Origin of the sequence: Muribaculum intestinale, from assembly GCF_002201515.1 — a bacterium.
Classification (GTDB): domain Bacteria; phylum Bacteroidota; class Bacteroidia; order Bacteroidales; family Muribaculaceae; genus Muribaculum; species Muribaculum intestinale.
This window is the reverse complement of record NZ_CP021421.1, coordinates 2,513,843-2,538,427: the sequence shown is the minus strand read 5'-3', so window position 1 is coordinate 2,538,427 and position 24,585 is coordinate 2,513,843. Positions and strand designations below refer to the sequence as shown.

At 49.5% G+C, this 24,585-nt stretch carries 18 protein-coding genes; 3 read left to right on the top strand and 15 right to left on the bottom strand.

What is annotated here, in order from left to right; all coding sequences use genetic code 11:
• Nucleotides 1-21: 21 nt before the first annotated feature.
• The 3 genes from ADH68_RS10275 to ADH68_RS10265 all read right to left on the bottom strand — a co-directional run bounded on the left by ADH68_RS10275 (nt 22) and on the right by ADH68_RS10265 (nt 4,505).
• Complete coding sequence (locus ADH68_RS10275; RefSeq protein ID WP_068960888.1) at nt 22-2,133, bottom strand: glycoside hydrolase family 97 protein; 2,112 nt, start codon at nt 2,131-2,133, stop codon at nt 22-24.
• Nucleotides 2,134-2,498: 365 nt separating this feature from the next.
• The gene (locus ADH68_RS10270) at nt 2,499-3,881 is read right to left on the bottom strand and encodes a transposase (protein WP_068960596.1); all 1,383 of its coding nucleotides are present in this window, start codon (nt 3,879-3,881) and stop codon (nt 2,499-2,501) included.
• A 156-nt stretch (nt 3,882-4,037) separates the two neighbouring features.
• Nucleotides 4,038-4,505, bottom strand: a complete 468-nt coding sequence (locus tag ADH68_RS10265) for a hypothetical protein (protein ID WP_068960889.1) — start codon at nt 4,503-4,505, stop codon at nt 4,038-4,040.
• Between the two features lie 194 nt (nt 4,506-4,699).
• Here ADH68_RS10265 and ADH68_RS10260 point away from each other — a divergent pair, with 194 nt between their 5' ends.
• From ADH68_RS10260 to ADH68_RS10250, 3 genes are all read left to right on the top strand, one after another.
• On the top strand, nt 4,700-4,930 hold the full coding sequence (locus ADH68_RS10260; RefSeq protein ID WP_068960890.1) for a hypothetical protein: 231 nt from the start codon (nt 4,700-4,702) through the stop codon (nt 4,928-4,930).
• 65 nt (nt 4,931-4,995) lie between these two features.
• Nucleotides 4,996-7,563: a DUF5686 family protein gene (locus ADH68_RS10255; RefSeq protein WP_068960891.1), complete on the top strand. Its 2,568-nt coding sequence runs from the start codon at nt 4,996-4,998 to the stop codon at nt 7,561-7,563.
• Nucleotides 7,564-7,652: 89 nt separating this feature from the next.
• Nucleotides 7,653-8,156, top strand: a complete 504-nt coding sequence (locus tag ADH68_RS10250) for a flavodoxin (protein ID WP_068962061.1) — start codon at nt 7,653-7,655, stop codon at nt 8,154-8,156.
• Nucleotides 8,157-8,338: 182 nt separating this feature from the next.
• Here ADH68_RS10250 and ADH68_RS10245 read toward each other — a convergent pair whose 3' ends face one another.
• The 12 genes from ADH68_RS10245 to ADH68_RS10190 all read right to left on the bottom strand — a co-directional run bounded on the left by ADH68_RS10245 (nt 8,339) and on the right by ADH68_RS10190 (nt 24,568).
• Nucleotides 8,339-8,869, bottom strand: a complete 531-nt coding sequence (locus ADH68_RS10245; RefSeq protein ID WP_068962062.1) for a DUF5063 domain-containing protein — start codon at nt 8,867-8,869, stop codon at nt 8,339-8,341.
• A 20-nt stretch (nt 8,870-8,889) separates the two neighbouring features.
• Nucleotides 8,890-9,486, bottom strand: a complete 597-nt coding sequence (gene nadD, locus ADH68_RS10240; protein WP_068960892.1) for a nicotinate (nicotinamide) nucleotide adenylyltransferase — start codon at nt 9,484-9,486, stop codon at nt 8,890-8,892.
• 82 nt (nt 9,487-9,568) lie between these two features.
• Nucleotides 9,569-10,141 (bottom strand): guanylate kinase, encoded by a 573-nt coding sequence (gene gmk / locus ADH68_RS10235; protein WP_068960893.1) that lies wholly within the window; start codon nt 10,139-10,141, stop codon nt 9,569-9,571.
• Between the two features lie 51 nt (nt 10,142-10,192).
• The gene (locus ADH68_RS10230; RefSeq protein ID WP_068960894.1) at nt 10,193-11,068 is read right to left on the bottom strand and encodes a YicC/YloC family endoribonuclease; all 876 of its coding nucleotides are present in this window, start codon (nt 11,066-11,068) and stop codon (nt 10,193-10,195) included.
• Nucleotides 11,069-11,177: 109 nt separating this feature from the next.
• The gene (gene groL / locus ADH68_RS10225; protein WP_068960895.1) at nt 11,178-12,815 is read right to left on the bottom strand and encodes a chaperonin GroEL; all 1,638 of its coding nucleotides are present in this window, start codon (nt 12,813-12,815) and stop codon (nt 11,178-11,180) included.
• 42 nt (nt 12,816-12,857) lie between these two features.
• The gene (locus tag ADH68_RS10220; RefSeq protein WP_068960896.1) at nt 12,858-13,133 is read right to left on the bottom strand and encodes a co-chaperone GroES; all 276 of its coding nucleotides are present in this window, start codon (nt 13,131-13,133) and stop codon (nt 12,858-12,860) included.
• A gap of 233 nt (nt 13,134-13,366) precedes the next feature.
• Nucleotides 13,367-14,080 (bottom strand): response regulator transcription factor RprY, encoded by a 714-nt coding sequence (gene rprY / locus ADH68_RS10215; protein WP_068960897.1) that lies wholly within the window; start codon nt 14,078-14,080, stop codon nt 13,367-13,369.
• An 8-nt stretch (nt 14,081-14,088) separates the two neighbouring features.
• A complete protein-coding gene (locus ADH68_RS10210) occupies nt 14,089-15,612 on the bottom strand; it encodes a sensor histidine kinase (protein WP_068960898.1) in 1,524 nt (507 codons plus the stop codon).
• Nucleotides 15,613-15,924: 312 nt separating this feature from the next.
• Nucleotides 15,925-18,177 carry a glycoside hydrolase family 31 protein gene (locus ADH68_RS10205; protein WP_068960899.1) on the bottom strand — a complete coding sequence of 751 codons (2,253 nt, stop codon included), beginning with the start codon at nt 18,175-18,177 and terminating at the stop codon, nt 15,925-15,927.
• Between the two features lie 191 nt (nt 18,178-18,368).
• Nucleotides 18,369-19,910, bottom strand: a complete 1,542-nt coding sequence (locus ADH68_RS10200) for a calcineurin-like phosphoesterase C-terminal domain-containing protein (RefSeq protein ID WP_068960900.1) — start codon at nt 19,908-19,910, stop codon at nt 18,369-18,371.
• Nucleotides 19,911-19,930: 20 nt separating this feature from the next.
• Nucleotides 19,931-21,589: a RagB/SusD family nutrient uptake outer membrane protein gene (locus ADH68_RS10195; protein WP_068960901.1), complete on the bottom strand. Its 1,659-nt coding sequence runs from the start codon at nt 21,587-21,589 to the stop codon at nt 19,931-19,933.
• Between the two features lie 18 nt (nt 21,590-21,607).
• The gene (locus ADH68_RS10190; RefSeq protein WP_232321338.1) at nt 21,608-24,568 is read right to left on the bottom strand and encodes a SusC/RagA family TonB-linked outer membrane protein; all 2,961 of its coding nucleotides are present in this window, start codon (nt 24,566-24,568) and stop codon (nt 21,608-21,610) included.
• Between the last annotated feature and the right edge of the window lie 17 nt (nt 24,569-24,585).

Below are 24,585 nucleotides of genomic sequence, written 5' to 3'. Positions count from 1 at the left end.
TAAAACAATTTAGCCAATATCTTATTTCACAGGCACAATAGATATTGCGAAACCGCCCCCGCGTGCCATATGGATTGTCGATACCGTACGCGATGTCACAGTCTCCTTGCTGATTTCGTAGGCGCCCGAGTTGCTGTCGCAGTCAGCATCGGGAGCATCGGTATAGAATGTAGCCTGATAAGTGACACCCGGCTTCAGGAACGACATCGACACGGTGACGTCGCGTGCCTCATCGTTGGTGACACCTCCAACATACCAGTCATCGCCGCCCTTGGCACGGCGTGCGGCCACGATAAACTCGCCCGGCTCCGCATCAAGATAATGGCTCTTGCTCCAATCGACAGGCACATCCTTTATAAACTGGAATGCATCCATCTTCTCGGCATAGTGCTCGGGCAGGTCGGCGGCCATCTGGAGAGGCGAGTACATGGTCACATAGAGAGCGAGCTGACCGGCCACCGTTGCACGCTTGTGGGTCTTGTCGGGGGAGAACTTACCGAGGTCCATCTCAAAAATACCGGGAGTGAAATCCATCGGACCTCCCTTCAAACGTGTAAACGGCAGGATAGTGACATGGCCCGGAGTCATGTTGCGGTACTCGGTGCCCATAGCACTCTCGTTGCCTACAAGGTTGGGATAAGTGCGCGCAAGACCGGTCGGACGCACAGCCTCATGAGCGTTGACCATTATCTTGTGGTCGGCGGCACGCCTGATGGCGTCGAGATAATGGCGTATCTGAGGCTGTCCGTAATGGTACGAACCCTTGGGCAGGATATTGCCCACATAGCCGCTCTTCACCGCGTCGTAACCATACTCGTTCATAAGACTGTAGGCAGCCTCCATATGACGCTCATAGTTGGGTATAGAGCCGGAAGTCTCATGATGCATCATCAGCTTGATACCCTTGGAATGGGCATAGTCGTTGAGCGCCTTGATATCGAAGTCGGGATATGGTGTCACGAAGTCAAACACATAATCTTTCTCGCGCCCGAGCCAGTCCTCCCAGCCAACATTCCAGCCCTCCACGAGCAACTGGTCGAATCCGTTGGCCGCTGCAAAATCGATATAGCGCTTTACGTTGTCGGTAGTGGCGCCATGGCGTCCGTGGGGACGGGCCTTTGAGTAATCAAACGTGGCGAGGTCGAAGTCGTGGGCATTGGTGTAGCTCCAGTCGCTTTTGCCGGTAATCATTTCCCACCATACACCCATGTATTTTGTAGGGTGAATCCATGATGTGTCGTCGAGCACACACGACTCGTTGAGATTGTATATAATCTGTGTCGACAGTATGTCGGTAGCCTTGTCGCTGACCATCACCACACGCCATGGGGTAGAGAACGGAGTGTCGATTACCGCCATATGCCCGTTGCCGTCGGGAGTAAGGGCCGAGGTAAACGTGCAGCTGGAGTCATTGTAAAGCAGATGCATCGCAGGATAGTCGATGAGCGCAGCCTCGTGTATGTTGAGATACAGCGGCTTTTCGTCCCCGGTCTTCATCATGAGCGACGTCTGCACGGCCCACTGGTCAAATGCCGAGGCCGACACATTGCCCACAAGAGCTGCGGTATGGCGCGCGGCGATTTCACTCAGCTGCGAGCGTGTGTACTCATACTCCTGCGTGTCGTAGTCGCCTGGTATCCACCAGGCTGTATGGTCGCCGGTCATGGCAAACCGGCTAAGCTCCTGGTCAATGACAAACTGCTTGGTCTTCTGCTCGGGAAATACGTAGCGGAAAGCAAAGCCCTCGTCAAACACACGGAACTCCACATTGAGAAGCACATCGACACTGTCGGTCTTTTTCTTCATCTCCACCACAAGCTGACGGTAGTGGTTGACCACCGAATCCTGCTCGCCCCACACCGGCGCCCAGGTCTCGTTATGTTCCGACTCATGATGTGCGGTCATCTTGAATCCGGAGGTAAGTGCCCCGAATTTCTCCATCTGAAATCCCAGATAAGAGGTGGCCACAATCTCCTCCCCGTCAAACGAAGCGCTGTAAGCGGGCGCCCCACCCTCCTCGATATTGAAGTTTACAAGAAGTTTTCCATCGGGCGAACTCACCTGTAGCGGTCCACCCTGCGAGCATGCCGTAAGGATACCGGCTGCCGTCAGCCATGCAAAATGTTTTTTCATGTTTGAACATTAATAATGTTACACTGAATAGAGAATAATTGTATTATAAGACACGCAAATTTACCCATTTTCCTCCGAATTCCAAAATTCGCTTTCCAAATCCACTCATCAATCCAGTCTACGCCATCCAAAATGATAAAATCACAATAATTTCTCCCAGATAGAATATATCCTACTTAGGGATATTCAGTTAATGGCTTGATTTTTCAAGCTGAAAATGGAGCGTGGTCGCCCTATGGCGGTGCTGTTTTGATTATGAGGGCAAATTTTCAATTCTCGGCGCATAAAATATGACATTTCGGACAGATAGGGATACACTGATTCGCCTCCGATATGTTTCGGAGGTGAGGTGACAGTATGATTTTTCACGCTCGCTGTTTCTTCTTTTCTTCGATGGCGAGTTGTCGGGCGGCAAGCGTTGCGGCATTTGCCATGTGGATGCCGAAAAAGAGCAGCAGCGTCTCGCTGCGGGAGTTGCGTGCAGCAATCCGGCTGACACCGTAGTGCTGTTTCTGGTTTCCGAAGCTGCCCTCCATGGCGGTAGAGCGCAGTGTCCCGATTATTCGTCGGGCTGTGCTTATGTCGGTGTTTTCATCCTTTGGCTTCGGGCCTTTGCGGACAAAACATGTCGTTATGCCGTTTTCGGTACAGTACCGCCGGTTGTCGTTGTTGGCATAGATGGTGTCAGCTCCGACTTTGGCGACTTTGACTCCGGTCAGTTCCTGTTGATATTCAATACACTCCTGTAATCTCACGCCCTCGTTGAAGGCTTCGAAGGAATGATGCTCGATGAATGATATTCCATCAATCTGGATGTTGTTGACCTTGGCTCCGAACTCCACTCGCTTGTTCTCCTTGCCTCTGACGATGGGCCGGATGTACGGACGGTCTATGCTGACGATGCGTTTCTTCACCTCCTTTTTCTGAGCAAGCGCTCTCTGCTGTCGATACACCTCTTTAAGAGCGAAGAGACGCTTGCTTTGCTCGGCGGTGAGCGCGATGTCAACGGTGTGTATCTTGCAGATTCTGTTCCATTGCCCTATCTGTTTGGAAAGCAAGCCGAGCAATCGACGGCGGAGTTTGACAGTGGCCGCCCTGCTGTGTTTGCGATGCTTGGCATAGGTGAGTCTGGCGCGGTCAATATCACGATACTTGTTGCGCGGCAGCCGTTCCTTCAGCGCCTTACAGGTCTTTGCAATTAGAGATTGAAGCCACTCGCAGCATTCCCACAACAGTTTTACATCTGTCGGGAACCGCAGATGGCTCTCGTAGCAGGTGGCATCGGTCAGACACAAATCCTTGTTTCTCAGCGAGCCGCCCCATTTGCCATACAGGATTTTCTGCAGTTCTCTGATGTCCAGAACTCCGGCTATGCGCTGACGGATAGCACTGACTATCTTGCCGTTCTTTATGGGCTTGGCGGGATCTATGAGCACCCCGCAGAACATCTGCATGTGTATGTTGCCGTTGAGCATCTCGATCAGGCCGTCATCCGATTGTCCGGTATATGGTTTGAGGAACATCAGCGCCACCTCTCCCTCCGGCGGGAACATCGGCGTGTTGCCTTGAGGATGCGTTTTGGGAAAATGCGAGCGGATTTTCTCTGCCAGCTCCTTCAATGGCAGTTGCGCATGGATGCGCCCGAGCTCGCTTACGGCAAAACTCTCGCGATATTTTTGCATAAAATCGAACTCGGTAAACGGCAACGTGGCCGTAATCTCAGATATTTTCCGTAACTTCACGAACATTTATTTTTAAGAATTACCTCCGAATAAGCCCGTGATGGGTTCATCGGGGGTTCTTTGTAAAGTTACAAAATATCTATAACTCTGCCAAATAATCAGTTAGCCATTAACTGAATATCCCTACTTAAGAAGTATACCCATTCAGGCAAATTAGCAAATTCATCCATTTGCATTCAAATCTTTTCTATATTTCCAAACATATCCGTATGCACTTTTTTGACGGCCAACAAGGACATTTTTCACATTGTCTGCCCTTTTTACACCGAAATAGGTAGCTATTTCATCAAACGAATAAAATTCTTTAATGACATTCCCATTTTGGTCTAAAGCAACAATAGCGTTTGTTTCAGCATATTCATAAAGAGCTTGTTCTGCTATAGAAGACCCATTTTCTTGCAGAAACTCTTGAAACTCCATTTGAGTTTCCTCTTCAATATCTGCCCTAACACAATCAAGAGTTTCAGCTATTGCAAAGCCATCACCTAAACCATCAACGTCTTCTTCGAGATTATTTTCTTCTATATTCTCTATATTAAAAGATTTTGGGAAACAAAATAATTCATGGTTAATACATCTTTTTATAACAAAATCTTTTTCCTCATCATTAAGAGATTGTCTAAAATTCATATTACTTTGCTTTTGAGAGTCTTGTCGGTGTCTTTTTGTTTATTCTTCGGTCATGTAGCTACGGCTACACTCCCTCATCACAAGCAAAAATCCATCAGACAATCCTTCTCAAAATCGGTATCATATAAATTTAGACAATCTCTAAATGTTAATGCACAGCATACAATCAAGTTTATTCGCTATAGTACTATAATATGGGTGCTTTAAACATTCATAACGAAGAACTTATTTACGCGGTATTCGACAAAGTTACAATAAAAAATGAAATATCACCCTGTCTATTGAAGAGGAAAAGCGGATGTAGCGGATATGAGACAAAAAAATGGCTCATAGATATAATTTACGTCATACTTTACAAACTCAAAAACAGCTGTAAGTGGAACTTCCCACCCGCAATATCCCCAATATTAGCTAAAAACGCATAAAATACGTTGGCATGGCATGGATTATGGCGGAATGTAAGTACCTTTGCAGGTTGATTCACTCATAAATGGCATTCTTCCGCAACTATATCATATATCTCCCCCGCATCATAGCCATAATTCTGCTTGCCGCCACAGGGAGCGGCATCGTCATTGCTGACAATGTAGAGGTGAAGGGTGTGGTATTCGACAGCCGTAGCCGCGAACCTGTTCCCTACGCCGCTGTAGCGCTCACAACCACGCCGGGCGGCACTCTGACCGACGATGCCGGCCGATTCTCGCTACGCTCCTACTCACAGACCGACAGTGTAAGAGTAAGCGTAATGGGATACACCACCGCCACCATACCCATAAACCGCAGCTACAGCCTCCAGATGATTGTAGAACTCGACCCTACAGGAGTGCAGCTGGCCGAAGTAGTAGTAAAGCCCAAGAAAGAGAAATACCGCAAGAAAGGCAATCCCGCAGTGGCATTCATGGAGAGGATAAGAGCCGCACGCAACCTTACCGACCCCCACCGCAACCCCTACTACAATTTCGACAAGTATGAGCGCATGTCGATAGCCGTCAACGATTACAAGCCCGACACCACATCGTGGCTCGACCGGAAATTCGCATTCCTGCGCGACCATGTCGACACATCTGCCATGTCGGGCAAGCCGATACTCAACATAGCCATGCGCGAGAAGGCCTCGACCGTCAACTACCGACACAGCGACGACCGCGAGCGCGAACACGTAACGGGACTACACCATGAAGGCCTCGACGACATAATGTCCAATCAGGAAAACGTGCGCAAAGTGCTCGAGGACGTGTTCCGCGAAATCGACATCTATAGCAACGACATCACCCTGTTGCAAAACCGCTTTGTAAGTCCATTGTCGCCTATAGCCGCCGACTTCTACAAATTTTATCTCTCCGACACTGTGGTCGTGGCGGGCGACTCGTGCGTAGTGCTCAGCTTTGTGCCCCACACCCCACAGACATGGGGATTTCTCGGAAAGCTCTATGTGCCGAAGTCCGATTCGACAATGATGGTCAAGAAGCTCGAGCTGTATCTCCCCCACAGCATCAACGTCAACTTTGTCGATGGCATGACACTCACACAGACATTCGACCGCGCACCCGACGGATCGCGTCTGAAGACATCCGACGACATGTCCATGGAGTTGAGCATTCTCCCCGGCATGCCCGGCCTGTTCGTGCGGCGCAACACTACATACAGCCGCTTCAACTTCGACGCCCCTGCCAACGAAGACCTCGCGTTCGGCCATGCTGAATACCAGATTGTGGCCGACGACGCCTACTCGCAGGACAACGACTTCTGGAGCACACACCGCAATGTGCCGCTCGCCCGCTCGGAGAAATCACTTGCCACTATGGTAGAGCGCATGCGCCGGGTTCCGCTCTACTATTGGACCGAGCGCACACTCCGGCTGCTTGTAAGCGGATATGTACACACCGGCAAACCAAGCAAATTCGATTACGGACCTGTCAACACCTCAATCAGTTACAACACCGTGGAGGGTATACGTCTGCGCACCGGAGGCATGACCACCGCAGCGCTGTCGCCACGCTGGTTTGCCCGTGGCTACGTGGCTTACGGACTGCGCGACCACAAATGGAAATACCGCGGCGAGGTAGAGTACTCATTCCTCGACAAGAAGCTCCACAGCCGAGAGTTCCCTGTACACTCCCTGCGCTTCACATCGCTCTACGACATCGACCAGCTTGGCCAACGCTATGTATACACCAACGCCGACAACCTCTTCCTGTCGCTGAAACGCATGGAAGATACGCGCCTGACATACCAGCGCCGACAGCAACTCGAATACACACTCGAACTGCGCAACAACTTCTCGCTCGTGGCCTCCGCCGCCTTCGAACGCCAGGAAGCCACCCGCTGGATACCCTTTGTCAACGGCCACGGACAGAGTTTCGGCCACTACAACGAGGCCATGTTCGAACTGAAACTCCGCTATGCGCCGGGAGAAAAGTTCTACCAGGGCAAGACCAACCGCATGCCAATCAACCTCGACGCACCGGTATTCGAACTTACCCACACATTTGCTCCGAAAGGATTTCTCGGGAGCATGTTCACCATCAACCGCACCGAGTTGCGCTACTCCCAGCGCTGGTGGCTCTCGGCATTCGGCTACATAGATGCAGTTGTGAAAGGCGGCCACGTGTGGAGCAGCACACCATACATGAATCTCATGCTCCCCAACGCCAACCTCTCATACACCATACAGCCCGAAAGTTTCGCGTTGATGAATCCGCTGGAGTTTATCAACGACTCCTACGCCATGGTCGACTTCACCTATTGGATGAACGGCCTTATATTCAACCGCATTCCGTTGCTTGACCGACTGAAACTCCGCGAGGTAATCAACTTCAAAGGGCTGTGGGGACATCTAAGCCGGCGCAACAATCCGCTGTACAATCCGCAACTGTTTGTATTCCCGGCCGACGTCCACACCACCACAATGACCGACCGTCCATATATGGAGATAAGCGCCGGACTTGACAACATTTTGCGCGTGTTCCGTGTCGACTACGTGTGGCGACTCACCTACCGCGACAACCCCTATGCCCCGCGATGGGGCATACGTGTGGCTTTTCACCTGGCTTTCTGACGGTTCCGCGATTGAGCCACAGTCAGTCGGCAAGTGAGAACTTTTTGTCATTCTTCGTGTTATAATATCAGAATTATATATTAATGACAATGAAGAAAATAGGTATATTCTACGGATCAAGCACCGGCATGACAGCCGAGGTAGCAGAAGAGATAGCCAAAGCCATGGGTGTCGACACCGCCGACATCCATAATGTCGCGGATTCCGCCCCATCCGACGTCGAGCCATACGACGTACTGATTTTCGGCTCAAGCACATGGGGCTCCGGAGAGTTGCAGGACGATTGGTTTGATATGGTCGACGGTCTGGAGGCAACCGACCTATCCGGCAAGAAGATTGCACTGTTCGGCTGTGGCGACGAGTCAATGAGCGACACTTTCTGCGGCGCTTTGGGCGAATTATACACCCGCCTTCTCCCTACAGGAGCAAAATTCATAGGCCATTTCAACGCCGACGGCTACGACTTTGAGTCGACTGAGGCTTTCCAGGACGGCATCTACGTAGGGCTTATGCTCGATAACGTAAACAAAGAAGATCTCACCGCCGAAAGGATAAAGGCCTGGACCGACCAGCTCAAGAAAGAAATAGCATAATCCCAAGCAGCCTCATAGGCACACATTGCCAATGCCCGCAAGCGAGGCACAATACATAATACAAGAGTCTCAACTTACCCCGTCCGTATTAATGGAGAGAGGCCGGACGGGGGAGACTCTTTTTTTTATCTTCCGGAATTGGTAGCACGCTGCGCCGGCCACTCGATAGCCGGCCATTATTATTACTCGTCGGCTGTGGTGGAAGTATAGCGTATATGGTTGAGCGCACGCAACACGTTGCAGAGCACACGGCTCCAATAGGACTCAAAGTCATCTTTCACCGCAACAAGAGCCGAGAGCACGACCTCTTCAGGCATATCACGTATGGCATCAAGCAGATTGTACATCACCTGAAAGATATCGGCAAGACCTTCCGACACCGACGCCGCTATAGGCGTGTCGGAATATTTCATGTCCTCCTCGAAAACTTCCAGATATGTATCGTCAGGGCCAAGCAGATTCTCCACGCTACGCCTTACCGAGTCGTAGAAATCCTCGTCAAGACGCCCTTCGAGATACGCATCTTCAGCAAGAAACTGATTCAGTTGCAGGTCGGTGGCCGATATATATATTCTGGGAAGCAGGCGCAGCATATTCTCCACGAAAGGGATGCGTTCACTCTCGCGGGCACTTTCAAGCGCCTGACAATATTCATTTGACAGAGCTATGAAAGCCAGCGTGTTGTTGTTGAGCAATGATGATTGAGTGGTCATAAGATACATTAAGATTTATGTCACTGCACTGAGCCGTACAGTCCGTTTTCGATTATATATTGATATACCCCCGGAGGGAGGAAAAAGTTCATGTCGCGGCCGGCGGCTATGGCGTCGCGGATAAATGTCGACGACAGTTCTACCTGCGGAGCTTCGACACATGTGACTCCCGGAGTACCCTCACACCCGTCTGTCGAATATCCGGGACGCGGATAGACTATCAGACCGTGACGCGACACAATCTCGTCGGGAGAACGCCATTTACCGAACGATTCCCAGTTGTCAGCTCCGACAATAAGACGGAAGTCGCAGTCGGGATACATCTCCGATAGTCTGGCGAGGGTGTCTACCGTATAGCTCGGACGCGGCATCGAAAGCTCTACATCACACACGCGGAGAAACGGCGAACTCCCCACGGCTATACGCAACATCTCAAGCCGGTGGGCATCATCGGCCAGATTGAGATTTCGCTTAAACGGATTTTGGGGAGAAAGCGTAAGCCACACCTCGTCAAGGGCGCCCCATTGCGCGATATACGAGGCCACAATCATATGACCGGCATGCACGGGATTATACGAGCCGCCCATTATGCCTATGCGCTTGCGTTGTACCGACATAACTATACAATATTATCATGAACGGTCAATGAGCCAGGTATCATGCCTCTGTCAGTTGGAAGCGGTGGAGATACCCTGCCAATCAGTCGCGCTCGATGAAATCCTTAATAATCCTGTGGGCCTCTTCTACAGCATCGTCGAGACGGTCATTTACGACCGAGCAGTCATACTGCGGAGCAAAAGTAAGCTCATAGGCTGCCTTCCCCACCCTCTCCTCGATTACATCTGGAGCATCGGTGGCTCGGCCTTCCAGACGACGGCGCAATTCATCAATCGACGGTGGCACGATATACAATGTGAGTGCTCTGTCACCGTAGATACGCTTTACATTCAAGGCTCCCTTCACATCTATATCAAGCACCACATTTGACCCACCAGAGGTAATACGGTCAATCTCGCTGCGCAACGTTCCGTAGAAACGCCCGGGATACACCTCTTCATACTCCACAAAATCGCCGGCATCAATACGGCGTCGAAACTCTTCTGCCGTCAGATAATAATAATCCACGCCATGCTTCTCCGTGCCGCGCGGGGCTCGCGAGGTAGCTGAAATTGAAAATGCAAGATTGAGGTCGCCACGCTCCATCAGCCGTCCGATGATGGTCGACTTGCCACAGCCCGAAGGTGCCGAGAGTATTATGATTTTTCCATCCATAGGGGATAATATTCTCCAAAAATCAATGATAGAAAATGTATTTTCAAACGGTTACAGCACATTGAGCACCTGCTCTTTTATCTGCTCCAGTTCGTCTTTCATCTTTACCACAATGCGCTGCATCTCGGCATTGTTGCTCTTCGAGCCAAGCGTATTGATTTCGCGCCCCATCTCCTGGCTTATGAAGCCAAGTTTCTTACCCTGCCCTTCGCCGTTGGCCATTGTCTCCATGAAATAGCTGAGATGCTGCGACAGGCGTTGCTTCTCTTCGTTGATATCCAGCTTCTCGATATAGAAAATCATCTCCTGCTCAAGACGGTTTTTGTCGAGAGCCACACCTTCGATTTTAGCGAGATTCTCCTCAAGACGTGCACGTATCTTCTCTACACGCTCTTTCTCGTAAGGCTCTACTTCGGCAAGCAGCGCCCTTATACGCTCGATGCGCACAGTGAAGAATTCCCGAAGTCTTTCGCCCTCCTTGCTGCGAAATTGCACAAGAGCCTCAAGAGCCTCCTCCACAGCCTGATGCAAAGCCGCGATGTCATCATCGGTAAGAGTGTCGGGCAACTCGCTCTTTACAGTTTCAGGAAAACGCATAAGCACACTATACCAATCCTCGGGCCATGGAATACCCAATGCCACAGCCATCTCCTCAACCTGGGCCTTATATGCGGCCATAAGAGGAAGATTGAGCGATACAGTGGTCTCCACGCCTATCGGTTCGGAATATATCTGCATATCGACCTTGCCGCGCTGCAGACGCGATGACACCATATTGCGCAAATCAAGTTCTTTCTCGCGAAAAACGGCTGGTATACGTGTGTTTATGTCAAGTTGCTTTGAATTCAGCGACTTAATCTCGACTGTTATCTTTTTTGTTGGGATTGTAACGACAGCTTTGCCGAATCCCGTCATAGACTGAAGCATGGGCGTGATTATTTTTGACAAAATTACTAATTCCCCGCAAAAAAAGCAAGGGACACCGCAGCAAGAATTGCCGCAATGTCCCATTGTATAATTAGAAACAGACAGTTGATTACATCATGCCGCCCATTCCGCCCATGCCTCCGGCAGGCATTGCAGGAGCAGGATTATCTTCTTTCTTGTCGGCAATCACACACTCGGTGGTGAGGAACATGCCGGCTATAGAAGCGGCATTTTCAAGAGCCACACGTGTCACCTTTGCAGGGTCAATCACACCGGCAGCGAGCAGATTCTCATACTCACCTGTGCGGGCATTGTAACCGAAGTCGGCGTTGCCATCCTTTACTTTCTGTATAACAACGGCACCTTCCACACCGGCATTGGCCACAATCTGACGGAGGGGTTCCTCAATGGCACGGCGTATGATGGCGATACCTGTCTCCTCATCGTCGTTGTCGCCCTTGAGGCCGTCGAGAGCCGAGATGGCACGGATGTAGGCCACGCCACCGCCGGGCACGATACCTTCGGCGATTGCAGCACGAGTAGCGCTCAATGCATCGTCGACACGGTCCTTCTTCTCCTTCATCTCTACCTCAGACGGTGCGCCGATATGAAGTACGGCTACACCGCCTGCAAGCTTGGCGAGACGTTCGTGGAGCTTCTCCTTGTCGTAGTCACTTGTGGTAGTCTGAATCTGAGCCTTAATCTGGGCTACACGCGATGCGATAGCCTCTTTCGAGCCTGAACCGTTGACGATGGTGGTGTTCTCCTTGTTGACGGTGACAGTCTCTGCCTGGCCGAGCATATCGAGAGTTACCTTTGCAAGCTCCATACCTTTTTCCTGGCTTACAACGGTACCGCCTGTAAGCACAGCGATATCCTCAAGCATCTCCTTGCGACGGTCGCCGAATCCGGGAGCCTTCACAGCGCAAACCTTGAGCGAACCGCGCAGACGGTTTACAACGAGAGTGGCGAGAGCTTCCTGATCTACATCCTCGGCAATGATAAGGAGAGGACGTCCGGTCTGAGCCTCAGCCTCGAGCACAGGGAGGAGTTCCTTGAGGTTGGAGATCTTCTTGTCATAGATAAGGATGAAAGGACGATCCATGTCACACTCCATCTTCTCTGTGTTGGTAACGAAATAGGGAGAGATGTAGCCGCGGTCAAACTGCATACCCTCTACAATGTCCACAGTAGTCTCTGTGCCCTTGGCCTCGTCGACTGTGATGACACCCTCTTTCTTCACCTTGCGCATTGCCTCTGCGATGAGCTTTCCGATTTCGGCATCGTTGTTGGCCGATACGCGGGCTACATCCTCAATCTTCTTGAGGTCGTCGCCAACTTCCTCGCTCTGGCCCTTGATGCTCTCGACTACTGCTGCTACCGCTTTGTCGATTCCGCGCTTGAGGTCCATGGGGTTGGCGCCTGCGGTGACATTCTTGAGGCCTACGTTGATGATTGCCTGAGCAAGCACGGTAGCGGTGGTGGTACCGTCGCCGGCATCGTCGCCTGTTTTGGATGCTACCTCCTTGACAAGCTGTGCGCCCATGTTCTGGAACGGGTCCTCAAGCTCTACCTCACGGGCCACGCTCACACCATCCTTGGTAATATGAGGAGCACCGAACTTCTTGTCGATGATTACGTTGCGTCCTTTAGGACCGAGAGTTACCTTAACGGCATCAGCAAGAGCGTCGACACCTTTCTTGAGCTCTTCGCGAGCCTTGATATTGAATTTTATATCTTTTGCCATGATAGCTTGTGTTTTTAGTGACTAAATAAAATTGAATCTGTATTATTCGGCTATTACAGCGAACACGTCGCTCTGACGCATGATGATGTATTTCTCACCGTCAAGCTCGATTTCTGTGCCGGAATACTTGCCATAAAGCACCTCGTCATTGGCTTTAAGCACCATTTCCTCGTCCTTAGTGCCGTTGCCGGCAGCGATTACTGTGCCACGGAGGGGTTTCTCTTTAGCGGAATCGGGGATGATGATTCCCGAAAGTGTACGTTCTTCGGCAGGTGTGGGCTTGATAAGCACTCTGTCGGCAAGTGGTTTGACGTTCATATCAGTAATAAGTTTTTTAGTTTAGTTAATTCGTTCGTTTATTGGTTATGATCATGTGTGAGCGAAGGAGCATTGTCTGCCTCCGCCCCCACAATAAGTAACAACATATATCGTGCCAATGTTGAATTATGACAGAAATATGCGACATTTTGGCAGTATGCGCCGACCCGCGACACGGCCTGTCATGCCATTGTCGCGGGTCGGTATGCTATACTTTGACAACCGTGGGCCGATTACTGTGCCGGAGCTGTCTCTACTTCAGGAGCGATTAGCTTGTAGCCCTTGCCATGGATATTGATAATCTCGATGGCGGGATCGTCCTTAAGGTGCTTGCGCAACTTGGTGATGTAGACATCCATCGAACGTGCATTGAAATAATTATCGTCAATCCATATGGTCTTGAGGGCAAAGTTACGTTCAAGGATTTCATTGACATGGGCACAGAGCAGACTGAGCAGTTCCGACTCCTTGGTAGTGAGTTTGGTTACTTTGTCATCAATCATGAGCACTTGCTTCTGAGTGTCAAATGTGAAGCGTCCGATTTTGTACATCGTGATTTCCTTACCCTTCTTGCCCTTTACTCGACGCAGAATGGCCTCGATGCGGAATACCAGCTCCTCCATAGAGAAGGGTTTGGTTATGTAGTCGTCAGCTCCGATTTTGAAACCCTCGAGAATATCTTCCTTAAGCGATTTTGCTGTCAGGAAGATGATAGGAATTTCAGAATTGACTGTACGGATTTCCTGCGCAAGCGCAAATCCGTCCTTCTTAGGCATCATCACATCAAGCACGGCAAGATCATATTTGCCCTTGAGAAATGCCTTATATCCGGCTTCTCCGTCGGGATAGAGGTCGGCGTTGAAGCCCTTTGCTTGCAGATATTCCCGCAGCAACATGCCAAGATTCTCATCATCTTCGCATAAGAGTATACGCAAACGTTCTTCCATAGTTGTTGTCAGTTAGTAAGTGGTAATATAATTATAAATGTTGTTCCTTGTCCGAATTCGCTTTCCACTCGTATCTCGCCATGCAGCTCGCCTATCATCTTATGCACATAGGCCAGGCCGAGCCCAAAGCCTTTCACATCATGACGGTTGCCGGTAGGCACACGATAGAATTTTTCGAATATCTTTTTCAGTTCGTCGCGCCGTATGCCGATACCGTTGTCACTGACACGGATTTCAAGGCGTTCGGGGCTGATGTCGGCTGTGCTTACGCGCAAAGTCAATGGCACATCCTCGCGACGGTACTTGACGGCATTGTCAAGCAGATTGAATATTACATTTGTAAAATGCATCTCGTCGACTTCGACTATTGCATCGTCGGCCGCAAGATCACTCTCGATATGTCCGCCACAGCTTTCGACCTTGAGTTTGAATGTGCTCACTATATTGGAAATCGTCTTGTTGGCATCAATCTCCTGAAGGCGCAGAGTGGCTTTCTGACGGTCGAACATCGACATCTGAAGCACCTTCTCTACCTGGAAGCGCAGTCGCTTTGTCTCATCATTGATTACGGTGGAGATATGCTGCATCATAGTGGGCGATTTACGCACACTGTCATCATTGAGCATCTGCGCTGCAAGCGATATCGACGATATGGGTGTCTTGAATTCATGCGTCATGTTGTTGATGAAGTCGTTTTTCATCTCGGTGAGCCGCTTCTGCCTGAATGCTATTATGATAGTATACAAAAACACAACAAGCAAGATAAACGTGAACACAAACGACGGTATCATGAACTTTACCGACGACATGATATAATCTTTCTTGGTCGGGAAATATACCTTAATATAATATACCTTATTGGCCGGGTCGTTGGGGAACAATGTCTGGACAAACATATTGTTGCGCCCGGCATCGCTGCTATTGAATCCCGCGGTATGGTATATTGCGCGTCCGGCGCGGTTGACAACAGCAAACTCAAACGGCAGATTGAGCCCGTTGTTTTCAAACTCTCCTGCAAGATAACGAGCCACAGTAGCCGAATCGGCTCGCTCAGCGATAGGACGGTTGCTCGACTGGCTGAGGATATTCAGTATGACCTCGTTGAGCAGACCTTTCTGATACAGATACTGCCCCTTTATTGTCTCTTGAAGCGACCTGTAGCGGCCCGATGCGGTAGGAGAAATAGATGATGACCGGCCCCGAAGGTCGCCATGGATTGTAAGGTCGCCATGAAGGCCGTCAGGAGTGGTAAACGAATACTTCATGCTCCCCGACGTGGAGTTTTTCGACCCGGTATCAAGCGACCCGTATACACTCTGCTCTATCGCGGCGGCATCCTCTTCAAGGAAATGCCTTGTCTCATCCTGCTCAAGAGTCGATGTCACGGCATACAGGGAGCGGCGTACACCCTCTGCAAACTGGTCGTCGCGCATACGGATCATGTTTTTCATATACATAATCTGAATGTACAGCAACCCGCAGAAGGTCAATGCCATTATAATTGTAAGAATCCAGATAGTTTTCTTCTTCATTTTAAATAATATATACGTCTGTTGGGAGTCATTTATATTATATAATGTTAACAATTTATACGCGCAAATGTTTGCACAGCTTATAAGCGCTCCGGCATACTCGGTAAACAAGTATCTCGCATTTAACACATGAATGCAAAATTAACATTTACATTTAACACTTGCAACGATATGTCAGTTTTACTTCATGCCAAAAATCTTATAAATCGCCCGACGTGAGCTTAAATAACGTTAAATAAAAAAATAAACGCGGCTACATCACTCAAAGTTGACATAGCCGCGTAAAATTAGGGATAGAATGAATTCTATAGTCTACTTATCATATTCTATAGTAATACGACGTGACAATGGCATTGCAGGCACCGACACGACATGACAGCCCACAGTGTCGTCATACGAAGGCTTCACTATCTTGCCGTTGACCTTGACCTTTGCTCCGGACTGAAAGGCCGGAAGCTGAAGTCGATAGGCGCGACGTTTGACGAGTCCCGGATAACCGCCCTCGACAGGTTCGACCGAAACTATTGCCTTATTGCCCGACTGGATATAGCGCAAAGGAGTCGTGGCATATACCCCTTTCTGATAGTCAAGCGAGATGCCATCGTCCTCATATAGCGTAAATGTATTGTCGACATCCTTAGCAGCGGGATACACGCGCATGACAAGCGTGTCAAGAGGAGCCGACGCCGGACGCGGAGTATACGGCTGCATCGGAAGCACCCAGCCACCACGCACATAGAGCGGAAACTCATCAAGTGGCTTGGAGATATCGGCCGTATGTCCGCCCTGCTTCATTTCATGTGTGAAATAATCATACCATACCTCTCCGGCCGGGAACCATACCCGCTGCGAGGCAGTAAGATTGGCGCCTGTTCCGGGGCTCGATATCGGAGCGGCAAGCAGAATGTCGCCAAATGTAAACTGCTGCGGCTGGCCGAACGATTCCTTCTGGTCGCCATAGTCGATAAACATCGAGCGATTTAGCGGCACCATGGTATTGTGGGTCTGCCATACACTCGAATATATATAAGGCATCATCTCCGAACGCATATGATACATACGGCGCATGGCCTTTGTCTCTTTCTCGCCTGAAATCCACGGACGCCGGTCGAGACGTTTGTCCTTGGTGGAATGGACACGCAGAGCCGCCGACAGAGCGCCAAACTGAGTCCAGCGCACACTTAATTCAGGATTTGGCTCGCCTCGGAAACCACCGATATCATGCGCCCAGTAGTAGCAGCCGCCCTGACCGCTGCATGCCGTTAGCTTTACCTCAAACGCAAGCATCTCCCAATTGGCCTGGGCATCGCCTGAGAACTGAATCGGGTGCCTGTGGTCGCCCCACCCGGCCCAGCGACTGTAACCCGCGCCGCGGCGGTTTCCTTGCTGAGAGTCGCGATAGTAAAGTTCGTTGATCCATGACAGTGAAGTAGAATGATGTCCGCGTACGTGGGGATACAGATAATTCTGCTGCCAGTCGAGCCACCAGAAGTCCACCCCCATATCCTCGCTCGGACGATGGGCGTACTTGAAGAAATTATCCATATATCTGCGGTCAGAAAGATCAAACAGCGGCACCTCGCCATCCTTTGCCCCCATAGCAGCCGCAAACTCCGCATAATTGTGTTCGTGAGGACGTATACCGTCGTGAGGATGGTCGTTGAGCGACACCGTTACCCCGCGTGCATGCACAGAGTCGATAAGAGCCTTGGGGTCGGGTATAAGTTCGCGGTTCCATGTATAGCCGTTCCAATTAAGATGCCCGTTATGTCCGGTGCCGAGCGTAGCGTCGTTGGTATGCCAGCCCATGTCAAATACTATGTTGTCAAGCGGGAAATCGTTCTCGTCATATCCACGGATAATATCAAGAAACTCATCGGATGTATAGTCCCAGTAGCGACAATACCACACGCCATGGATATACTTCCGGGTCATCGGCACACGTCCGCTTATTGCTCCGAGAGATGCGAGCGCGCTCCGGTAGTCATTGCCGTAGATAAAGCAATACTGGTCCTGAATGTGTGTGTTGGTATCGCGCGGCCTTATCCATCCGTCGGGAGTAAGGAGATCAGTACGTTCATCGTCAATCATATACCATCCGTCGCGGCTGAGCAGACCGTCGTCCATCGGTATCTCACGCGTCACACGGTCAAGTGTCTCTACCGTACCGCCAAGATTGTTCTTGGGCAGAAAACGGTTGGTAAATTTCTTGCGTTTGCCGTTGAGATCGTAATAAACCATCAGATTGGATGTAGAGAACGGAAAACCGTCGTCGTGATAGTTTATTGTCAGAGCCGAGGTGACAATCTCATAGCGGTTATCGCCAAGGTCAGTAATCTTGATGCTATCCATAGGCAACATGCTCGTACGGTCGTAGGCAAACAGCGTGGGCTCATCGACAAACTTGCCATCCTTGGCAAACTCAAGACGCAAAAGCGTAGGCGTAATCACCGAAAGACGAGCGTTGCCGAACACCATCGGATTATCCTTCGGCATGGCAGCAAACCCCGGCAGTGACATCCCTAACACGGATGTCCCCAGAAGCAATGAATATAAGATTCTCATGTTTATTTAGAAAGAGGTATTAACACACGAATTTATACAATAAATATGGAATATTAAAAAATATATTTTAAATATAAAAACCGGGCATCAAAAAAGGAGAGCTACAAACCATTTTCTGATACCCGGAAGATAGGCTATAACAAAGATTATAAAATCATAGCGGAGATTGGAGAACGAGCTTCGAACTGTAGCTACTCATTGTTAACAGATGCATTGTAATTGTTGCCATAGCCATCAGTAGCACGCACATTAAGAGTCCGCCAGTTTTTATTGGCAGGCTTATATAGGAACATGTGGTCACAATTCTTTTCAGGCTCGGATGTCGGACGTTGTTCCCAAGAGTTGCTATACTCAAGTTCGCGTACAGCACGCGGGTCAAGAATATTGCGCACCGGATGAATCGGAGTCCAAGAGCCACCATCGACCTGTACATCAACTGTCCAATCGGTATGCCAATAAAACACATTGATAAGCAATGTTTCATCATCCCGTATACGAGGTTGCGCATCGGCGGGAGACGCAATAGTACCGGGCACACGACCTGCTCTGAACGTAGCTTCAGCGGGAAGATAAATCTTAATCTGATAGTCTTCAGGTGTATCACATCCGTAATATTTGTTATTTACCACCTTGCTACCGCTCATATTGAGCAGAGCATATCCACGAGGACTTCCATCATTGCATATCATGCCGTTCCACCATGCTCCCATAACAGCGCCAATCGATGACTCCCGAATATTGGAAGCGATATCATAATGCTGATTATTATGAAGATGCCCGGAAAGAATCTGTACCTGATGGTAATCTTTAACCAAATCATATAGTTCATGATTATTGGTGACATGACCTGAAGAATTCCTGCGTATAGTCGGAATATGAAGTCCGATAAGTATAGACTTGGATTTGTCCACATACTTTAAATCCTCTTTAAGCCAAGCCATCTGCTGGTCTGTAATAGTTGCAGCATAGTCACTGTGGGATGTATAAAGGACATCATCCAGAGCAACAATATGCCAGTCACCGATATTAAGCGAATAGTATGTAGGCCCCATGGCATCGCGGTAATTCTTATCAGTAGTAATATCTCCTGTACCACCCTTGTCGTGGTCATGATTACCTATAACAGATAGCATTGGCACACCAAGTTGGGCGATACGGTTGCGATAAGTACTATAGTGAGCGGGAGCGTTCCAACAGATATCGCCAAGAGATATTCCAATCATATTACCGGTAAGTGAGGCTACATAATTTTTCCAACCAGTATTGGCCAAGATGTCATCAAGCATGCTTATATCAGTATCTGTTCCAATCTGTACATCGGCAAGAGTAAGGAGAGTGAAGTCAGTCTTTTCCGGAGCAGATGCCAAGTCGAAATTGAGCTGTATGGCGGCATCCTGACTCAAGTCGATTGTCTTGTAGAATTTGCAGAAACCACCATCTACAGGAACTTGGCAATCGGCCGGCACCGACACAAACACATGCTGCCGGTCAAGCGATTGCATCTGGTATTCGCCTTTATCATTGGTAGCGACTACATTTACACCATCACTTACCACAACTCCGGCACGCGGACGTCCGTCAACTGTCACTCGGCCCACTACATTCATTCCGGGCTCGCGTTCAATATCAATAGGCACACTCTCACCAGGCTGACGATAGTTGATTTTGTCATCTTCACACGACAGCAATGAGAAAGCCAAAAAGGCTAATGCGAGATATTTCATGATTTTCATTTCAATCTAATATTAAGGCATTAATAACCGGGATTCTGAACAAGGAGTGGATTACCTGCAAGGTACTTGTCGGGAAGAGGAAACCGACATTTGTTCTTATCGTTGGTAGCGGAGTGTGCCCACCAGTCCTCAGTAGTCCAAAGTCCCCAACGAATAAGATCGGTACGACGGTGTCCCTCTCCAAGAAATTCAATAAGCCACTCGTCGGCCATACGATATATGTCAAAATTGTCGGGCACTGGATCGGGGTCTATACCATTTGCAAAGTTGCGTCTGCGCACCTCGTTGATGAGATCTGCGGCACCTTTTTTATCGCCTGCACGCCACTTGCATTCGGCCAACGCATAATATACTTCGGTAAGACGATAGATTGGCATGTCAGGATTCCAAAGCAGGTCGTAATCATCGTCTGTTGGAATAGGCGACTTCACGAGACATACACCTGAGTTTTCCTGCCCCTCCATCTCGTGACTCTTGGTGCCTCCCGGAACGTCGACACAATCGACACGTGTGATATCCTTGCCTGCAAATTCCTTGGCACCCTTGACAGTCTGACCGGTACGTGGACTGGTTAGCTTACCGACAAGGAACATGCCTTCATACTTTTTATTGCCAAGATATACATATGGTTTCTTGCGCAGGTCTGCGTCGTTGAACTTCTCATAACTATTCCCGAGTTTCCACTGGGTGTAGATGGCACCGTTGGCAGTAGGTCGCGACGGTGTAAGAATAAAACCATTGTATATTGACGCAGGGAAAGAAACATCGAAGTATGTCTTGGCGTTTTGGGGAAAGAAGTAGCGATACCACCAGTTCCACTCCATCAGCGAGTGTTCCGACATCAGGTTCCATATCGCTTCAGGCGACTTGTCATTATCAAAGCCATGAGGCCCAGACCACGTTGGGTCAAGCTCGTAAGGACCATAATCACCTCGTATCACGCTCTCAAACTCCTTGGCGGCGTCGGCAAAGCGATCCTTGCCGATATATGCTTCGGCATTTAGATACAGCATGCCGAGCATCACAGTAGCTCCGGCCTGAGTGATAAATCCGTCCTGAGCCTCATTGATTGATTTGCGTATCTTTAGATTGGGCCGTGAAGAAATAATGAGCTGCTCTATATGATTGAACGTCTCCTCATCAGAGGAGCGCCCGCGCACTGCATCGGAAGTAGAATATACCACAGGCACCCCGCCAAAGAAATCTAACGCACGCATATAATAGTATGCGGTAAGACAATCGAGCTGAGCAAGCTGCCAGGCCTTGTCCTGACTGGTAAGTCCGAGTGCCACATAGTCGACATTGGCAAGGTCCTCTCGTGAGGCTATCGAACGGGCCACACCCTGAATTGGAGCGATATAAGAGTTCTCAATAAAGCGGTCGACAGATGTCCATGTATGCTCCTGCAGGCGCACATACTCGCCGTTGTTGTAGAAGTCCTTGCCCTTTGTACGGAAGGGGCAGGTCATCTCGTCGGTAGTAAGTTCCTGAAGATACCAGCGGTCGTTGGACATAAAGTATTTCAGATGAGTAAACGGACGTCCGAGCACCGCATAGGTATTTTCCGGGGCGGTGAAGAAGTTATCTGGAGTGACCTTGGAGTAAAATTTCTCATCAAGATCGCATGATGTCACGGACGCAACAGCAAGGAGTCCGAATAAGGCATATTTCAGTTTCATTGTATTGCTTTTAGTGTGTTAGAAAGTAAGCTGAAGTCCCAGAGTCCAGCGTGTAGTCTGAGGATACATGGTATAGGTGCTCACAACATACTCAAAACCCGGGAAGAGACCGTTGATACTGACTTCCGGATTATAGCCTTTGTATTTGGTCCATGTGTAAAGGTCACGTGCCGTAACGTAGGCACGCACTTTGCTCAGATACTTGTTGTACTTGGACAGATTGAGTGTGTAGCCAAAAGTAAGCGCGTCAATCTTCAGGAATGTTCCATCGCTCAGGAAGTAGTCGCTGAGAATACGCTTGTCGTTGATGGCTGCATTGTCGGTATAGGCAATTTTGAGAAGATTTTCTGCCGATGACTGCTTGATGCCATGATAGAGATTTAGCTGAGAGAATACATCATAGTCAATCCATGAGCGGAGCGAAATGCCAAGGTCGAAGTTACGATAACGAAAATTGTTGTCCATCGACATGATAAGTGTAGGCACACCATTGCCTACATAATGCTTGTTGTCGTTGTTGAGATTCTCGGCGGTACCCGGTACAATGTTGTTATTCTTGTCGTAGATGAGCCATTTGCCATCGGAGTCAAGACCAGCATGCTTGAAAAGCCAGAACTCGCCTATTCTCGAACCATTGACGATACGTGATGCATTGCCCATGGATGCCGGAAATGCATCGCCGAGCACCACAGCATCCTCAGTGCCAAGATTGTCTATTTTCGAGGTGTTGTGGCTCATGCGCAATGTGGATGTCCAGGAGAAATCATTCATAGCGAAAATATCGCCAGAAATCTCAAATTCCCATCCGTTGTTGGTAAGCGAGCCAACGTTGGTCATCAGCACGGAATGTACCATGGGAAGCACAGGAGCGGGCACCTGGTAGAGCATGTCATCGACACGACGGTGATAAATGTCAAACTTGCCATAAATCCTGTTATTAAGAAACGAATAGTCTATACCGACGTTTAGCTCTTTCTTCTGCTCCCACTTCAAGTCTGGGTTCATGTTGATTGTTGTACCATAAGCGTTCTGCCAGATACCATTTACAGCCCACATGCCCTCAGTACCTACAGAATACATACGCACGGTGTATCCGGCACCGAAGTCGTTGTTGCCTGTAATTCCATAGCCAACGCGTAACTTCAGGTCGTTAATCCAAGTCAGATTTTCCATGAACTTCTCGCGCGAGATACGCCATCCCCCTGACACCGACCAAAAATCGCCCCATCTGTTGCGCGGCCCGAACTTCGAGGAACCTTCTCTACGATAGCTTGCCGTAAACATGTATCTGTCATCAAACGAATAGTTTGCTCTTCCGAATACAGAGATGAGACGCTCACGCGGATCCTTGCTTGATGACATATCGGCCTCCCCGTCCTTGAGGTCGGTACCGGCACTCATGTCCCATGGTCCCAATCCATCGACCGAGAAGTTAGCGTTACTCATACTGAATGCTTCGCCATTGGTCTCCCAGAAGCTCCATCCGACAACAGCATCGAACCGGTGCTTCCGGTTAAAGTCGCGCATGAATGTCGCATATGCTTCAAATGACTTGTTGTCGGTCTTGCTGAACGAGTGGCTTGCCTTTCCACGCTTGTTACCGGTAACACTGTTACGGTGTTCGAAGTTGTAGTATTCATACTTCTGATACTGACGCTGGTCAATACCCATTGTGCCTTGAATCCACAGGCCATCAAGGATGGTGACTTTCAGTGTGGCATCTCCGAGAAACCACTTGTCCTTGCCGTCAAATTTCTTGAGCATGATGTCGGCAACAGGATTCCAGGTAGTGCTACCAAGGCCATAGCCGCTGACATTGTACTTAGCCGGAGCCTCGGGATTCATCATCGGAATTGTCGGATTGAGTGTTAGCGCCTGCTGAAACGAATAACTGCCCGTGCGGTTGTCGCGATCAGCCTCGCGGAACTGAGTGCGGACACCTATTTCGACCCTGCCATCCCACATCGTATAACGCCCGTTGAGTCGAGCCGAATAATCCTTGCGGCCATCACCAATCACAATACCTTTTTGATCAGAGTAAACAAATGACGAATAGAGCTGGAGATTCTTTGTTCCGCCATTTATGGCAAGCGAATGGCGCTGTGAGAATGGATGGTCGTTGGTTAGTTGTTTATACCAATCGGTATCATATCCATAGTCCTGTCCAAGTCCATACTCGGTATACTCCTGCGAGGAAAGCAGGTCGAGATGCTTGCGCACACTCTCAGTAGAGAGCTCCATAGAGTAAGTTACCTGGGTCTTGCCCTCCTTAGCACGTTTTGTGGTAACGAGAATCACACCCGCTGCAGCACGTGTACCATAGATTGCACCTGCCGAGGCGTCCTTTAGAACATCAATGCTCTCGATATCTTCCTGATTGATGATTCGCAAGTCACCACCGGGCACACCATCTATTACCACAAGGGGGCCTTTCCCGGCATTGACCGAAGCAACTCCACGCAGCTGATAGCCGTTGGAGGCATTGGGCGAGGCACTGCCGGAGATTGTAAGACCGCTCACCTTGCCCTGAAGGGCGGTAGCAATAGTAGATCCGCCGAGACCACTGATAAGATTATCACCTTTGATTGAGGTAATCGATGAGGTTACGCGCTTCTTTTCCATTGTGCCATAGCCCACGACCACGACATCCTGAAGCACTGTAGAATTCTCCTTAAGCACAATGTCAATATGATTCTCAGAATCAACCTTTACGACGGTAGTCTCATATCCTACTGAACTTACACGAAGCGACTGCCCGGACTTTGCATTAATTGAGAAATTGCCATCGAAGTCGGCCGATGTGCCGACAGATGTGCCTACTACCATTATAGTGGCTCCCGTCAGAGGTTCTCCTTCAGGGTCGACAACAGTACCGGTGACTTGTGCGGAGGCGTTCATAGCACCAATTGACAAGACGAGCATAAGCAGCATTATCATGGCGCGACCGCATAAGGCCATATTTCGATATATTGATTTCATTACTTTTTATTTACATT

Bases quoted from the DNA above. Each gene is read 5' to 3' on its own strand.
- ADH68_RS10220 (WP_068960896.1), bottom strand. From the start codon at position 13,133: ATGAACGTCAAACCACTTGCCGACAGAGTGCTTATCAAGCCCACACCT.
- ADH68_RS10265 (WP_068960889.1), bottom strand. From the start codon at position 4,505: ATGAATTTTAGACAATCTCTTAATGATGAGGAAAAAGATTTTGTTATA.
- ADH68_RS10255 (WP_068960891.1), top strand. From the start codon at position 4,996: ATGGCATTCTTCCGCAACTATATCATATATCTCCCCCGCATCATAGCC.
- ADH68_RS10245 (WP_068962062.1), bottom strand. From the start codon at position 8,869: ATGACCACTCAATCATCATTGCTCAACAACAACACGCTGGCTTTCATA.
- ADH68_RS10210 (WP_068960898.1), bottom strand. From the start codon at position 15,612: ATGAAGAAGAAAACTATCTGGATTCTTACAATTATAATGGCATTGACC.
- rprY (WP_068960897.1), bottom strand. From the start codon at position 14,080: ATGGAAGAACGTTTGCGTATACTCTTATGCGAAGATGATGAGAATCTT.
- ADH68_RS10250 (WP_068962061.1), top strand. From the start codon at position 7,653: ATGAAGAAAATAGGTATATTCTACGGATCAAGCACCGGCATGACAGCC.
- ADH68_RS10275 (WP_068960888.1), bottom strand. From the start codon at position 2,133: ATGAAAAAACATTTTGCATGGCTGACGGCAGCCGGTATCCTTACGGCA.
- ADH68_RS10190 (WP_232321338.1), bottom strand. From the start codon at position 24,568: ATGAAATCAATATATCGAAATATGGCCTTATGCGGTCGCGCCATGATA.
- ADH68_RS10195 (WP_068960901.1), bottom strand. From the start codon at position 21,589: ATGAAACTGAAATATGCCTTATTCGGACTCCTTGCTGTTGCGTCCGTG.
- groL (WP_068960895.1), bottom strand. From the start codon at position 12,815: ATGGCAAAAGATATAAAATTCAATATCAAGGCTCGCGAAGAGCTCAAG.
- ADH68_RS10200 (WP_068960900.1), bottom strand. From the start codon at position 19,910: ATGAAAATCATGAAATATCTCGCATTAGCCTTTTTGGCTTTCTCATTG.
- nadD (WP_068960892.1), bottom strand. From the start codon at position 9,486: ATGTCGGTACAACGCAAGCGCATAGGCATAATGGGCGGCTCGTATAAT.
- ADH68_RS10205 (WP_068960899.1), bottom strand. From the start codon at position 18,177: ATGAGAATCTTATATTCATTGCTTCTGGGGACATCCGTGTTAGGGATG.
- ADH68_RS10230 (WP_068960894.1), bottom strand. From the start codon at position 11,068: ATGCTTCAGTCTATGACGGGATTCGGCAAAGCTGTCGTTACAATCCCA.
- ADH68_RS10270 (WP_068960596.1), bottom strand. From the start codon at position 3,881: ATGTTCGTGAAGTTACGGAAAATATCTGAGATTACGGCCACGTTGCCG.
- ADH68_RS10260 (WP_068960890.1), top strand. From the start codon at position 4,700: ATGGGTGCTTTAAACATTCATAACGAAGAACTTATTTACGCGGTATTC.
- gmk (WP_068960893.1), bottom strand. From the start codon at position 10,141: ATGGATGGAAAAATCATAATACTCTCGGCACCTTCGGGCTGTGGCAAG.